Source organism: Polyangiaceae bacterium (genome assembly GCA_020633205.1).
Classification (GTDB): Bacteria; Myxococcota_A; Polyangia; order Polyangiales; family Polyangiaceae; genus JAHBVY01.
In genome coordinates, this window is sequence record JACKEB010000010.1 from 1,173,676 (window position 1) to 1,187,982 (window position 14,307).

Sequence of the window (14,307 nt, forward strand, 5' to 3'; positions counted from 1 at the left end):
CGGCAGCTCGGGAGGCTCGGGTCGCGGATCCACCGCGCCGTAAGCGATGAGACCGCTAGCCACGACCGATCTCACGCCGCACCGGGCGCACGAGCGGTTTGGCTAGGGCTCAACTTCGCGCACAGTTGGTCCTCGCGGAACCAACGCCATCACGCCGGATAGCAGGATCGAGCCGATGAGCGCGGTCGAGTGCCAAACCAGCGCAGTGCTGACACCTAGCTCGAAGGGGTGCCCAAGCTGCTTGATCGCGAGTGCCCACGCGGCCTGCGCTGGGCCGAGCCCAACCACACCGTTCACGGGCAGCGCGAATGCGACGGCCGCGGTGGAGTTTGCCAAGACGATCTCCGCAACCCGAAATTCGCCCAACGCCGCGCCTGCGCAGTACGACAGCCCAAACTGCACGAGCCAGATCGCAGTGGTGGTCAGCAAGAAGTACGCTTGTTTCTCCAAGGGGCGCAGCGCAGTGACACCTTGGAGAAGCCGGTCGAGCGTCCGCGTTACCCCAGGGAAGCGAGAGAAGAGTCGACCAGCCCATGCGTGAAAGGCCCTGGCGACTGTGGGAAACACCAGTATGGCCGTGCCCGACAGCAGCAGCAACGCCCAAAGCGTACCGCGGCCTAGCCCTTGCCACTCTGGTAGGAGTGCCAGCGCGCAACCGGCGGCGACCCCCATCACGCACAGCATATCCACGACTCGGCTGACCAGGAGCACTCCCGCCGCATGCCCGATGCTGGTACCGAAACGCTTGTTCATCAGCCAGGGAAAGCTCAGTTCCCCTGTCTTGAACGGAAGCACGTAGTTGAGCATCACCAGGTAGACGCCGATTCGAAACAGCTCGAGCGGGGGGCGTTTCAACTCACCTTCCAACAACAGCTGGAAGCGCCATGCGCGTAGCCACTGAAGCGGTGGCAACAGCAGAACACCAAGCACGATGTAGCCCCACCGAGCGTTCTTGAGGGCAGGACCGAGGCTCGCCAGGGTCTGCGCGTCGAGCATCCACCACAGCAACCCGCTAGTGACCGCGATGGCCACGAAGAACCACAGCACGCGTGCGCGGCGGCTCATGTCGCAACCTCATCAACCGGATGGGGCTTGATGCACACCATGACTCACACCGCACACCGACTGACTAACGCTTCGGTTTGGACTTGAGCTTGAGCTCGCGGATGAGCGCTTGATTCTTGGACGGGTCCGCGCCGCGACGCAGGAGGATGAACTCACCGTCACGCGCCATGAGCCCGTGGCTCCCGGAGTTCAAGATTTCCTCTAGGCGCTCTTCTGTCCGTTCAAGCTTGAGTTCGCGCTTGGAGATCAACACGTATTCGCCCATCTGCTTTCCCCAGCGGAGGCGAATCGAGTACATCTTCACGCGGGAAGAAACGTGTGGTCCCACAATTTCCGTTGAGGAAACCTCAGCATCCGGGGGGATCATGCGCACGAGGCCCATCAGCTGCTGATAGCGAGCATGATCGTTCGCGCTGTAATCGAAATCGATGCGGGTGAATCCGGCGACCAGACGGTCGTGGGTGAACGCGCCCCACTGGAACGAGGTAATTGCGCTGAGCGCGAGCATCGCCAGCGCTGCAGAGACGGCACGCGCCTTGCCCGCACGGTTGCGAATCGAGCGCAATACGAAGGGCGTGGCCAGAAATAGCAGCGCCGTCCAGTGCATCACGTAGTGGAAGCTATACGTGATGGTTGGCTTGTATCCCGTCGTGAGCAGCGAGAACAGCAGCCCAGGGATGAAGACCACCCAGACAAAAGCGCGACGAGCAGGCAGAAACGCCAGCGGCACGAACAGGTGCAGGAAGTAGTAGATCTTGGGCTCGGTCACCACATTCTTGAACGTGAAGACCGGGTTGGTGATGAGGGTCTTTGCGACCGGTCCGAAGCCCTTCTCTCCCGGAGGAAACAGGTCGTCGTACATGCTGGGGAACCACCAGTCCCCCTTATCGCCCATGATGATGAAGCGCAGGACGAAGAACCATAGGCTGGCGGTTGCCGCCATGAAGAATCCGTACTTTGGGCGGTGACCGCTGAAAGCAAACACCGCTCCCATCACTGCCATCGTCACCGGCAGGTCGTCCCGCATCAGCATCGAAGCGAAGAACGTAAGCGTTGCCCAAATCCAGCGCCGTGTATCCACGAGGTAGGCGGTCAGGATCACGTGAACCACCGCGAACTCGATCAGCTTCAGCTCGAAGAAAGCCGCCGAGTGCATCGGGTAATACGCGAGGTAGCAAAGTGCCACGACCGCCGCCAGCCACTGAGCGATGTAACGCCGCGCGAGCAAGTACAGCGGAATCGCCGCAAGTCCCGTGGAGAAGGCTTGGATTACAAACAGCGTCTCCGGTCGAGGCCGCAGCGCGTAGATTGGCGCGTAGACATACAGACCAAACTTCGCGTGCGCCGCGAGGTACTTCTGCGCCTGATCACCGAGCGTTACTGGGCTCTCGTTGAAGCGCCCGCTCAGCATGCCATAGACCAGGTTGTTATTGATCCCGGTGTCGAAGTTGTGGGTCTTCAGGCTGAAGTGGGAGAGGACGGTGTAGTACGCAATGAAGGCGGTGAAACTGAGGCTCGCCAGGACGACAACCCAAGTCCAGCCGTTGCGTGCGAAAAACCTGGGAGTGGCGGCCAGCAGCCAATCGCGACCGCGCAACAGCATCGCGGGAGTGTGGGAGAAGGCGCGAGCGAGCGTCCCTTCGAGCAGGATCCCGAAGGCGGCGAGCAGCGGCAACAGTGCATCGCCTCGCCCCGCCCACGGTGCCGTGCGGAAAAACATCGGCAATGCGGGTAACAACGCGAGCGGCGACAGGAACCACAGCCAGCGCTCGACGTTCTCGAGAGAGCGACCGCGCATGCGCTGAATCAGCGCAATGACCGCGACGGCCAGGCCGCCAACGCCGATCCCGGCGACCATCGTCTTGATCATACGAGAGCGCTGGACGCGCTCGAAAGTGTTCGACTTGACAAACGCCGGCAGCCAGGACTCGCCTTTGAGCAACCAGACGAAGACCACGGCGCCGCAGCAGATCATGGCGGCGAGCGCCAAGCTGCGCAGCAACGTACTCAGCTTTGCTTGTGCCTCGGGCTTCGCGACGGGCGCCTGGGAGTGAAGCGCTTCGCCAGGCTGAGCGTTCGTGGACACTGGCGGGTGACTCGGTTCAGGTTGCTCGTCCGTGGGCGCGGCGTCGCCAGAACTCACCGGTAGCGCGCTCGCCCCTGGCTCTAGCGACACCCGCGGCTCGGGGGCGGCTTCGTCCTGCGGTTGATGATCGGTGAGCGATGCTTCACTCGGCGGCCCAGCTGGGTCGCCACTGTCGCCTGCGTTGGTCATGAGTTGCCCGTCGTCACGCTTTGCGGATGTGCATCACGAAGGTGGGGGACAGGTGGCCGATGGCCTTGCGGATGGTCTTCTTGACGATCATGTACGGAAAATAACCGTACAGCTGAGCATCAGGCGCGAGACGCTCGATGTCCGACAGATCGAAGAAGTGAAGGTGATCCGCGCGCTGGATCCGCTGAGGCGTCAAACCCACGAGGGAGAGCAAGCGAAACAGCAACGCATAGCTGTTGGGCGTGGTCAGGATCATGTCCCCCCCAGGCTTGGTGACCCTGCGCAGCTCGCCCAACGCGAACTCGGGGTCCTCCAGGTGCTCGATGACTTCGGAGCACCAGATCAGATCGAAGTGATCATCGGGGAACGGCAGCCCGTCGTTCACGTTAACCACCTTGCAGTCAGCGAATCCAGGCTCGACGTCGATCGACTCTACTTCGTAGCCACGGCTTCTCAGCCAACGCGTCTGGTCGCCCTCACGCGCTCCAACGTCGAGCGCGCGACGGCCCTTGCCGTCAGGAACGAGCTCGAGGGCAATGAGCTTGCCCTTGGTCGTACGGCGGAGATTGCCTTGTCCAAGGTCAAGCGGAACGCGCTTAAGGAGTTGAATTAGCTGTTGCACCGTCAATTTCCGTATGGTTTTCCACCGAGGCGGGGTCCATTGCTGCGACCTCGACTGGATCAGTCTCGACCGCCGCAGCACCGGCCGCGGGTAAGTGTCCAGCGCCCGCGATCACCGTTCTGACGTGATAGGGCGGCCGGCCCTGGGACTCGAAGTAGGTCCGAGCGAGCACGTCAGCGATCAAACCGAGCGACAAGAGCTGGATCCCCACCACGATCAGCAGCACGCCAAGGAGCAGCAACGGACGCTCCGCGAGCGGCGCGTGATACGCCAAGCGCATGAACGCGAGGTAGCAGCACACCGCCGTGCCAAGCCCGAAGGAGAGCATCCCACCCAGGCCGAACACCTGCATTGGCCGCACCAAGTACGACTGCATGAAGCGCACGGTGATCAGGTCGAGCACCACGCGCAGGGTGCGACCAATCCCGTATTTGGAGACGCCGAACTGCCGGGCGCGGTGGTTCACCTTCACCTCTAGCACCTCGACGCCCATATTGGCGGCAATGGCGGGGATGAATCGATGCATCTCGCCGTAGAGCTTCAGCTCTTTGGCGACCTCACCACGCATCGCCTTGAGGGTGCAGCCGTAGTCGTGAAGGTGGACCCCTGTCGTGCGACTGATGATGCCGTTGGCGATCATTGAGGGCAGTCTGCGGTTCAGGAATGGGTCCTTACGATGAGCGCGCCAGCCCGCGACTAGATCATACCCTTCGTGGATCTTCTCCAACATCATCGGGATGTCTTTGGGGTCGTTCTGCAGATCCGCGTCCATCAGCACCACGACCTCACCACGGGCGTGGTCCAGGCCGGCCTGGAGCGCGGCGGTCTGACCGAAGTTGCGCCGGAACCGGATCACGACGAGGCTCGGATCCTCCTCCGCCGCAGCCTTGAGCAGCGCGAAACTGCGGTCGCGCGAACCGTCGTCCACGAGCACGATCTCGTAGGAGAACCCCGCGGGCTTGAGGGCGCCGTGGACCTCCTCCAGCAACCGAGGAATGCTCTCCTCCTCGTTATAAATAGGCAATACGACGGACAGGTCCATAAGCGGCGGTACCACTATCACGGGTCGCCGGATTGGTCGACTCAGGTTACGTCCGCCCAATCCGGAGCCAAACCGCCGGAAAAAAACCCTGCGGCGGTCGGCCTCAGGGGGTGCGCGGGCTGCCCGGCAGCAGCCGGAACCAGCGCCGGAGCGGACGCGAATGCTTCGCCTCGTTGGCGGCGGGTCCGGTCCGCGCTATCTCGACCTCGCAATGATGAAGCAACTTATTGGTTGGTCGACGCGATACGTCCCGCGACATCACCTGCATCGACTCAGCCATTTGTTCCTGACCTTGATTTCGCCGCTGTATCGCGGCGACGAGGTCGAGGACCCAATCAGCGGCAAGTCCTATCGGAAATTCCTCCCCTACGGCCGGCTCCAGACCCGAGAAAACGCGCTGAGCCTGTCCCTATCTCTGGAGCGGCATCGCTTGATGTGGCTCTACCTGAAACTCCGCACGGATTTCTTCAGCAAGCGCGCTCGCGTTCTCCACATTGCCCCCGAGTACTGCTTCATCCGCCCTTTCCGCGCGATGAAGAACCTCGACTACGTGACCGCCGACTTGAACTCCCCCTGGGCCGACGTACACATGGACGCTCACGAGATGCCGTTCGCGGATGACAGCTTCGACGTCATCTTTTGCAACCACGTCCTAGAGCACGTCGCGGATGACAAGAAGGTGCTCGCGGAGCTGTTCAGGGTGATGCGACCCGGCGGATGGGGCCTCTTCCAGGTGCCCATCGACACGAACCTGGAGCGCAGCCACGGCGACCCCAGCATCACCAACCCACGGGAACGCGAGCGGCTGTACGGTCAATCGGACCACGTGCGGCAGTACGGCCTCGACTTCGAAGAAATCGTGCGCAGCGTGGGCTTCGACGTAGAGGTCGACGCCCTGGTGAACGAGCTTCCGCCGGAAGACGTCCAGCGTTACGCGCTGCCAGCGGGCGAGATGCTCTACATCGCCCGCAAGCCGGCTGAAAAGCAATCCACTGCGACCAGCAACTAGCCAGCTGCTAGCCCTGCCGTGGCGACTCGTCGCTGGTTCGATACCAGTGCGCCCAGGCTTTGATGCCTTCCTCCAGACTGATCCGCGGGGAATAGCCGAAGGCAGCCTGGGCGCGAGCGGTGTTCGCCGAAGTGACCTTGCTCTCGCTCGGCTCGAGTTCGCCCAGCTCGATCTTGGCTTCGACGCCGAGCTCTGCCGCCAAGAGTTCGATCAGACGACGTACGCGAACGGGCTCAGAGCGCCCAAGGTTGAACGTGCCGAAGCCGCGGTTTTCGGAGATCCAGCGGCCGGCACCTAGGACGCCCGCAGCGATGTCCTCGACGAACGTGAAGTCTCGTTCTGTCTCCTCGCCGTGCATGCGAATCGTCTGCCCGCTCAACAAGAGCTCGGTGAACTTGGCCACAGCCATGTCCGGTCGGCCCCGCGGACCGTACACAGTGAAGAACCGCAACACCGCGACCGGGAGCTTGTGCAGGTAGTTGAAGGTGTAGGCCATCAGCTCGCTCGCGCGCTTGGATGCGGCGTACGGCGACAGCGGACAGACGGCGCTGGCCTCCTCATCGAACGGTGGCTGCGTGGAATTGCCATATACGGATGAGGTGGAGGCCAAGCACAGCGGAACGTTTCCGTGCCGCACGCACGCGTCGAGCACGTTCAGCCCGCCGAGCTCGTTCGTGCGCAGATAGGCATGAGGATCCGCAACACTTGAGCGCACACCCGCCTTAGCCGCCAGATGAATCACCAGATCCGGGCGACGTCGGGCGAATACTCGATCGACCTCGTGCGCCTCGGCAACGTCTGCCTCCACCAACTCGTAGCGGGGGTTGGCCTGCGCGGCGCGAATGTTCCGGCGTTTTTGCGCGGGATCGTAGTAGGGGTCGAAGTTATCGAGTGCCGTCACATCGGCGCCCGCGGCGAGCAGCTGATCTGCCACCGTGGACGCAATGAAACCCGCACCGCCCGTCACCAAGACATAGTTCACGCTTGGGACTCTAGCGCTGTCAGAACCAGCCGCTCAAGTCGCGATGAACGCACGCGAGCGTCGGCGCACCTGACGCGGGTGGCCGCGTCCACCGCTACGCAACCGGAACGCCGACGTCAGCTGACTGCGTTGGTTTGTGCAGTGCTGCTGCATGGCGCCACGCTGTTGTCCTTCTTCGCGCTCTCCCCCCCAAAAAACCAGGATGCGCTGCCAGCGTCACCCCCGGCAGAGCTCGAGATCGAGCTGCGACCGTTGAGTTCGGCTTCGCCGGCGAAGGCTGACTCCGCAGTCGAAGCCCCCCTTCAAACCAAGCTCGCGAAGCTAGGGCCCGGAAAGGGGTCTCTCAAGCCATCAGCTCAGGACGACGGCTCGGACGCAGACGACGAGGAGGATGGGGATTGGGGGGAGGATGAGGCGGACGTCGATCCCGAAGACACCGAGACTCAACCGGAGGAGCGGCACCTCAGCCTGGCGGAACTCGGCGTAGGGGACTCGAGCGCGCACTGGAACATCCCCAAAGGCGACCAGCGGTCGCGCAGATCAATTGCCGCAAGGAAACGCAAGCGAAAGCGGCAGCTCCAGGCGCGCATCGAGCTCGAGATGGCTCAAAAGGCACTCGAGCGTGACGTGAAGCGCGGCATCGGCCCTGGGGGTCCCGTGCTAACCGCACTCGAAGGCGTAGCGCGTGTCTCCAGCGCGCCAATCCGCGGCTATGCGGTGTTCCAGGTCACCACCGACGCGGCAGGCAACGTACTGGGCGTTCAGCTGATGGAGTCGAACGGGGGGAGCGCGCAGTGGACGGCGGTGGGGCACCACGTGCGGCGGCGCCTGGCCGGACAACGCCTGCGAGTCGGCGGCAAGCCGACCCGCCTGCTTGTGCGCATCGAGTCCACGGAGTCCCTACCGAGCGGGGCAGACCCAGGCTTTGGCATCGACGCATTCGGTATCCCGATCAAGAAGGGCGAAGGCAAGAAGTCGTCGAAACTCTCGATCCTCACGCCGCCAGACTTCGTCGAAGTCGAGATCCCCGATCCGGGCAACCCCAAGAAGAACCTCAAGATGCCGATGTTCGTTCCTCCAAGCCTGATCAGCGGCGGAGGCGACTTGTCGGACATCGGCAGCAAGCGCCGGCGCATGGTGCACTCACGCATCCTGCGCGCGGAAGCGCTGGCCCCACCCCGTAGCGGCTCCGCACGGAAAACCGAAGGGCGGCAGGATCCACCCGCCGCCCCACGAGAAGACTGAGCCGCTGGTTCAGGCGGCGACGACGCCGACGCGAATCGGTGCGACGGTTGCCCCTGCGAGCGGCCGACTCGACCGCGCGCCGCTACCCGCTCCGAGTAGCTCGGAGACGAGGGCACGGAGCTCGGCGGCAATGTTTCCGCGGCGTGCCGGTTCGAGGCTCCCGCCATCAAACTCGGCCAAGGTCAGGCGATGCAGGTCAAAGCTATCTTCCGCGGCGCGCTCCCAGCGAACCAGCTGGACTCGCAGCTGAAACAATCGGGACAGCACCGCATCCCGAAGCCGCTCAGCGCAAAGCGGATCCCGCAGCCCCAGCTCCAAGTGAGAAACCACCCGCCCGCCTCGCACGAAACGCACGCCGACCTGTGCTTGCTCTTCAATCCAGGTCGCGGGGCGCGGTTTCCAAGCGCGAGTGTTCGAGTCCATGCCCCTAGTCTGACGATCCGCGGTGGATGGGTGGTATCCATCAAGTTTCAAGTCGGTTAAAACGCTCCTGGCAGTTCAAGACGCTGAGCCCTTTGGGCCCGCGCGAAACATCATGAGCCAAGGCATCACCCCCAAGAACCTGCTTGGTGACACCGCGGAACGCGACGTCCGAGTCGGTCCAACCGCGCACTACACGGCGTACGCGTGGTTCCGCCTGGGAATGCCCTATGCCGAGTGGTTCAAGACGGAAACGGGCGCGCGGCTGTTCTGGTCCCTGCGCGTTGGCCTCGAATGGTTAACGAGCGTTACCCAGAACACGCCTCGTTTGATCGACTACCTGGAGCTGCGGCACCGGTCCATCGACCACACGCTGACCCGACTTGCGCCGGATCGGGTCGTGGAGCTCGGCGCGGGCCTCTCGCGCCGGGGAGTGACCTGGGCGCTCGATCACGGGGTCGACTACGTCGAGGTCGACCTACCGCATATGGTGGACGCCAAGAAGAAGCTCCTTCTGCGTTTCCCCAAGGCAATCCGCTCAACCCTCGAGGAACGCCTCAGCTTGGTCAGTGCAGACGTGCTTGCCCCGGACTTCGAGGGTTGGCTCGCTGAGCGCCTCGAAGGTAGCCGTCGCCCTGTGATTATCGCGGAGGGCTTGCTGGGCTACTTCGATACAGGGGAGCGGCGACGCCTGGCCAGCGCGATTGCAGGCGCCCTTCGCCGCACCCAGCACGTCCCACGCTACTCGGCGAGCTTCCTGTGTGACTTGCGTGTGCGCAGCGCGACCTCGAAGACTCGTGTGGCGGTGCGTGCGATGCGCGCAGCGATCCGCGTGGTGACCCGAGGCCGCGGGGCGCGTGAGGATTTCGACTCAGAGGACGCTATCTATCGCCTGTTCACCGGCGCCGGGTTCGATGCCGCGCGGCCCATCGATCCGGCGCAGGTCCCCGACCTGAACGCTGACCTGCTGGGTCAAATCCCGATGCGCGTCTGGCACTTCACGCTGACCCCGTCGGGTTCGAGCTGACTTCAACCAATCAACGCGACCGGGGAGCGCTCGCTCGGGCGTGAGTCGAGGGTCGGCATATTGGGCAGATCATCCTGGTCCGGGATCAGCTGTCGCAGCTGCCAGGCGTGCAGCAACAGATTTCGCTCGACCCTCGCATAGGCGTCCATGGTGCGGGACAGCGCGCCGAAGACCATCAAGAGCACGATGGTGTGAAACAGCACCACACCGACGGTGGTGGGGATCAACGCAAGATCCGCGAGCCAAGATCGCAGCACTAGCTCTCCTGCTGCGAAGCTTGCCACTTGCGGGAACAGACCGAGCCACTCGAGCACCAAGGGCAGCAGCATGGCGCCAAACGCGCCGATCAACATGCGGGTGTGATTCGCGCCCCTCACCCGGGTGTGCAGCATGTGCATCGTCAACACAGCGAGCGCCAAGAGCGGCACCAGCACCCACGATCCAAGCACTGCCGAGACAGCCGCGACCCCCAAGTAGTCCGCGCAGCAGAGCGCCGTAGAAACGTTGCGGCTCACATGCTTCGTTCTCGAAACCAGCAGGTTGGCTGCGCTGAGACACACGGCAAGCCCGAGCATGATGGCGAGAAATAGATAGCTTCGTACCCCTCGAGTGAAGAGCAGCGGCACCAGCATCAACCAGCCGAGGTGTCCCAGCCCCAAGGAGCGCAGGCGGTGTTTCAAGTCTGACTGCTCCACGGCCTCCACCTCGTGTTGTGCGTCTGGTGGGAGCTGCTTGGGCGGCACAGCGAGCAGATTGACCAACGTGCTGGTTGCACCTTGATGGGACGGATCGAGCGCGAGCGCCGTGGTCACCTCGCGCATTGCACGTGCGCGATGCTTCGCGGCCTCGTCTGGATTATTTTCCAGGTGGCTATGTGCCAACGCTACCTGTGCCATCGCGGCGCGCTCCGCCGCCAGTCCCTGACGCGCCTCCGTATCTCGTGAGCCGTCCAGCAAGCGCTCGATGGCTTCGTGCACGGCGCGAGCCGTAGGTCGCTGCGCGGGATCGCTAGCGCTCGCAGTCAGACAAAGCTCGTCCAGCTCTGGCGGCACGTTGCGGTGCGGCGCGCGCGCGCTGGGTCGGCCCTGGGTACCCATCAGCGTGGATGTGAAGATGTCATCGACGGTCTCGCCGCTGTGCATCGGTTCGAGCGAGGCGATCTCGAACAGGATCGAACCCAGAGCGTAGATGTCAGCCTTGGCGTCGACTCGCTCTGCCCCGCGGATCTGCTCCGGAGGCATATAGCCAGGCGTGCCCAGAACGCTGCCTGCGCGCGTCGTGAGCCCATGCAGATCCGGCAGGCTCACCCGCTGGCTCGCGGGAGTGGCGTCCTCGATGCCAGGCAGCTTCGCCAATCCCCAGTCGAGCACGATGACCTCGCCGAAGTCGCCCAGCATGATATTCGCGGGCTTCAGGTCGCGGTGCACCACGCCGCGAGAGTGCGCATAGGCAATGGTCAGACAAACGTTGCTGAACGCCGTGAGCAAGCGACGCCGGGAGTAGCGCCGTGTGATCTCCTTGTCGCCGTTCTGCAGCCCGAACAGCACAGCCTCTAGGGTGAGGCCCTTTACCCGACGCATCGTGAAGTACGCCTCACCGTTCGGTCCTTCACCGATATCGTACACGGGGACGATGCTGGGGTGCTCTAGCTGCCCCTGAACTCTTGCCTCGCGGATAAAACGCTCGCGCATCTGCGCGCTCGTACCGAACTCAGCACGCACCAGCTTCATGGCCACATCACGACCCACGCGGCGGTCGTGACACAGCTGTACCGTGCCCATTCCGCCCTCGCCCAAGCTGTCTCGAGCCTCGTAACGAACCGCGAACTCGCCGCTCAGCGTCCCTCCGTGGGGATCGACGTGACCGACGTTGGAGACCACCGTCGGGTCGTCGAAGGTCGGTCGGTAAGGCGCGACGCGGCGCGTGATCGGAGTCCCAGACGGATCACCAGGCATAGCGCCGGCATGTTACGCTACGGATACGAACCGGTGCATGAAACGCCCGACGAATGCTTCGGGTTTCAAGTAGTGCGGAAATGTTAGCCGGCGCGGGTTCGGACTTCTGCCTCTCCCACCGCTGTGGAGGCGACTCGAGGGGCCTGCCCTCGAGCCAGGTCGAGCGCAGGGCTTCACGCCGGGAGGTGCGAACAAGCAGCAATTCCGCGGGACTGGTCGGCGAGTGAGCGTTTCAGGCGCCTTTGCCGCGAGTTCGCGCGCCTGAGACGCGAATTCTCACGGGTAGCGACGCACCTACATGGAGCAGGTATGCTGGGCCCGATGGATGCGTCGATGGAGACGTCTGCTCCCGGCCTCGATGAGGTGCTGCGGGACGTGCTCGATTCCGTCGAGGACGCTGCGCTCCTGGTGAGCGAAGCGGGAGACATCTATTACGGAAACTTCGCGGCCACCGAGCTCCTGAAGCTGCGCTCGAGCGATCTGCTCTCACGCAAAGTATGGCAACTCTCCGTGAGCCCATGGCGAGACTCACGGACTTGGGGAGTCGCGACCGCCGAGCTTCGAGACGGTCGAGTACGCCGCGGCAGCGGCCTCCTTCGCCGGCCGGCGGGCGAGACGTTGGAGGTCGATCTCAGCCTGCGCCTCGCAAAGAGCGGCTGGATCATCCTCACCGCTAGAGACGCAACGCCTCGCGTCGAAGGCACCAAGCGCGTCCAGGCCGCAGAGAAGCAACTGGAGAGCATCCTCGACAGCATCGCCGACGCGGTGATCATCACCGATCTCGGCGGCCGCGTGCAGAAGATGAACCGCGTGGCCGAGCAGCTCACGGGTTACCCTCGAGAGACCGCCTTTGGGCACCGTCTCAAGAGCATCGTGCGGATCTTCGAGGACGAGAAGCCCGCCAACATCGTGCGCGCGGTGGTGGACAGCGGCGTCGTCGTGGTGTTTGGAGACCGTGCACGCCTCCAAACACGAGATGAGCGCCATGTGTCCGTGGAGGGCGTCGCGGGCCCCATCCGCGACGAAGGCGGCTCCACCACGGGGGTCGCGGTCGTGTTCCGCGACTGGACTCACGAACGCCGCGCCCAAGACGCGCTCAAGCGTTCCGAAGCGAGCTTCCGCAGTCTCAGCGAAGGACTTCCGGTTGCGCTGTGGGTGACGCGTGACGAACGCGTCGTCTACGCCAACCCAGCGGCGCTCGCCCTGAACCAAGTGGACGCGCTCGAAGCCATCCAAGGCAGCCGCCTCGTACACCTGATCCACGAAGCGGATCAGGCTGCCTTCCTGCAGCACCTGCGTGACGAGACGCCTGACTTCCGTGAGACGCGTGTCCTGAGGCGCGACGACAGCATCGCCTACGCAGAGCTCGCGTCGATGCCGCTTATCTTCAATGGCAAGCCCGGTGTCGTGACCATTGGACGTGACCTCACGGAACGCCGAGCGCTGGAGGCACAGCTACGCGTTTCCGAGCGGATGGTGAGCGTCGGCACGCTCGCCGCCGGCGTCGCCCACGAAATCAACAATCCTCTCGCCTATGTGCTGGCGAACCTGGAGCAAGCGCAGCAGTCGCTGGACGGCTTGAGCGGTCGGGTCGAGACAAGCCTCTTGGAAGAGCTGCGTGATCTAGTCGGCGAAGGCTTTCAGGGCGCGGATCGGGTGAGGCGCATCGTACGGGACCTCGGAACCTTCTCTCGCTCCGATGACGACATCGTGACCCTCGTGGACGTGACCCAAGCGCTGGAGAGCGCGATCGCGATGGCGCAGAACGAGATCCGCCACCGCGCGAGGCTCACTCGAGACTTTGCCACTGACCTGCCCATGGTCAGCGCGAATGAAGCGCGCCTGGCTCAGGTGTTTCTGAACTTGCTCATGAACGCTGCTCAAGCTCTCGACGATGGCCGCGCGGCAACCAACGAGATCCGCGTGCGCACACGCCACCGCGGCGACGAGATCATCGTCGAGGTCAGCGATACGGGGCCCGGCATTCCAAGTGAGCTTCGCCAACGGATCTTCGATCCGTTCTTCACCACCAAACCCGTGGGCGAAGGCGTAGGGCTCGGACTCTCGATCTGTCACTCCATCGTGAACGCCTACGCCGGGCACGTTTCAATCGTGGACGAGGGTGAGGGTGAAGCCGCGCGACGCTGGGGATCGACCTTTCGTGTTCACCTGCCTGCGTCTCAAGCGCTGCCCAAGCCAGCGGAGCTACCCCCACCGAGTCTATCGAAGACCCGCGCAGCGAGAGTGTTGATCGTCGACGACGAGCCCGTCGTGCTGAAGGCCTTGAAGCGCATCCTCAAGCAACACGAAGTCGAGCTTGCTCACAGCGGAAAGCAAGCGCTCGAGCGCTTGCTGGACAAGCAGGAGCTGTTCGACGTGATCGTGTGCGACATGATGATGCCCGAGGTGAGCGGCCTCGAAGTCTATCAACGCCTAGACGCCGAAGCTCCGGACCTTGCCCTGCGCATGGTGTTCATGACGGGCGGCGCCTTCACGCCAGCGGCCCGCGAGTTCTTGGCGGAGCACAAGGATCGCTGGCTCGAGAAGCCGTTCGACCGTCAGCGTGTGCTGGAGTTGATCCAAGAAGTGCTGTTCGAGACCGCCGAGGAAGACACCTCCCGCCGCCACGAAGAGATCAGTCCTCCAGGTTGAACGCTGGCTCGCT

General features: G+C 63.6%; 11 protein-coding genes. 4 read left to right on the top strand and 7 right to left on the bottom strand.

Annotated features, from left to right (window positions below):
* Positions 1-102: 102 nt before the first annotated feature.
* The 4 genes from H6718_04950 to H6718_04965 form a co-directional block, all read right to left on the bottom strand.
* Positions 103-1,065, bottom strand: coding sequence for a flippase-like domain-containing protein (locus H6718_04950; GenBank protein ID MCB9584719.1), 963 nt, complete (start codon positions 1,063-1,065; stop codon positions 103-105).
* Between the two features lie 64 nt (positions 1,066-1,129).
* Positions 1,130-3,340: a DUF2079 domain-containing protein gene (locus tag H6718_04955; protein MCB9584720.1), complete on the bottom strand. Its 2,211-nt coding sequence runs from the start codon at positions 3,338-3,340 to the stop codon at positions 1,130-1,132.
* Positions 3,341-3,353: 13 nt separating this feature from the next.
* Positions 3,354-3,962: a class I SAM-dependent methyltransferase gene (locus H6718_04960; protein ID MCB9584721.1), complete on the bottom strand. Its 609-nt coding sequence runs from the start codon at positions 3,960-3,962 to the stop codon at positions 3,354-3,356.
* A complete protein-coding gene (locus tag H6718_04965; protein ID MCB9584722.1) occupies positions 3,937-5,004 on the bottom strand; it encodes a glycosyltransferase family 2 protein in 1,068 nt (355 codons plus the stop codon). The genes H6718_04960 and H6718_04965 overlap by 26 nt, the downstream gene beginning before the upstream one ends.
* A 214-nt stretch (positions 5,005-5,218) precedes the next feature.
* On the opposite strand from H6718_04965, the gene H6718_04970 reads away from it, so the two are divergent.
* Entirely contained in the window at positions 5,219-6,013 is a 795-nt protein-coding gene (locus H6718_04970) for a class I SAM-dependent methyltransferase (GenBank protein ID MCB9584723.1), read from the top strand.
* Between the two features lie 7 nt (positions 6,014-6,020).
* On the opposite strand, the gene H6718_04975 is transcribed toward H6718_04970, so the two are convergent.
* On the bottom strand, positions 6,021-6,995 hold the full coding sequence (locus tag H6718_04975) for a GDP-mannose 4,6-dehydratase (protein ID MCB9584724.1): 975 nt from the start codon (positions 6,993-6,995) through the stop codon (positions 6,021-6,023).
* A 141-nt stretch (positions 6,996-7,136) separates the two neighbouring features.
* On the opposite strand from H6718_04975, the gene H6718_04980 reads away from it, so the two are divergent.
* Complete coding sequence (locus H6718_04980) at positions 7,137-8,240, top strand: hypothetical protein (GenBank protein ID MCB9584725.1); 1,104 nt, start codon at positions 7,137-7,139, stop codon at positions 8,238-8,240.
* A gap of 9 nt (positions 8,241-8,249) precedes the next feature.
* Here H6718_04980 and H6718_04985 read toward each other — a convergent pair whose 3' ends face one another.
* Positions 8,250-8,663: a hypothetical protein gene (locus H6718_04985; protein ID MCB9584726.1), complete on the bottom strand. Its 414-nt coding sequence runs from the start codon at positions 8,661-8,663 to the stop codon at positions 8,250-8,252.
* 112 nt (positions 8,664-8,775) lie between these two features.
* Here H6718_04985 and H6718_04990 point away from each other — a divergent pair, with 112 nt between their 5' ends.
* Positions 8,776-9,687, top strand: coding sequence for a class I SAM-dependent methyltransferase (locus H6718_04990; protein MCB9584727.1), 912 nt, complete (start codon positions 8,776-8,778; stop codon positions 9,685-9,687).
* 2 nt (positions 9,688-9,689) lie between these two features.
* On the opposite strand, the gene H6718_04995 is transcribed toward H6718_04990, so the two are convergent.
* Positions 9,690-11,642 carry a serine/threonine protein kinase gene (locus tag H6718_04995; GenBank protein ID MCB9584728.1) on the bottom strand — a complete coding sequence of 651 codons (1,953 nt, stop codon included), beginning with the start codon at positions 11,640-11,642 and terminating at the stop codon, positions 9,690-9,692.
* Positions 11,643-11,951: 309 nt separating this feature from the next.
* On the opposite strand from H6718_04995, the gene H6718_05000 reads away from it, so the two are divergent.
* Complete coding sequence (locus tag H6718_05000) at positions 11,952-14,294, top strand: PAS domain S-box protein (GenBank protein MCB9584729.1); 2,343 nt, start codon at positions 11,952-11,954, stop codon at positions 14,292-14,294.
* Positions 14,295-14,307: the final 13 nt, after the last annotated feature.

Excerpts from the sequence above, each read along its gene's own strand:
- H6718_04950 (MCB9584719.1), bottom strand. The coding sequence starts at position 1,065 with ATGAGCCGCCGCGCACGCGTGCTGTGGTTCTTCGTGGCCATCGCGGTC.
- H6718_04955 (MCB9584720.1), bottom strand. The coding sequence starts at position 3,340 with ATGACCAACGCAGGCGACAGTGGCGACCCAGCTGGGCCGCCGAGTGAA.
- H6718_04965 (MCB9584722.1), bottom strand. The coding sequence starts at position 5,004 with ATGGACCTGTCCGTCGTATTGCCTATTTATAACGAGGAGGAGAGCATT.
- H6718_04970 (MCB9584723.1), top strand. The coding sequence starts at position 5,219 with ATGAAGCAACTTATTGGTTGGTCGACGCGATACGTCCCGCGACATCAC.
- H6718_04985 (MCB9584726.1), bottom strand. The coding sequence starts at position 8,663 with ATGGACTCGAACACTCGCGCTTGGAAACCGCGCCCCGCGACCTGGATT.
- H6718_04990 (MCB9584727.1), top strand. The coding sequence starts at position 8,776 with ATGAGCCAAGGCATCACCCCCAAGAACCTGCTTGGTGACACCGCGGAA.
- H6718_04995 (MCB9584728.1), bottom strand. The coding sequence starts at position 11,642 with ATGCCTGGTGATCCGTCTGGGACTCCGATCACGCGCCGCGTCGCGCCT.
- H6718_05000 (MCB9584729.1), top strand. The coding sequence starts at position 11,952 with ATGCTGGGCCCGATGGATGCGTCGATGGAGACGTCTGCTCCCGGCCTC.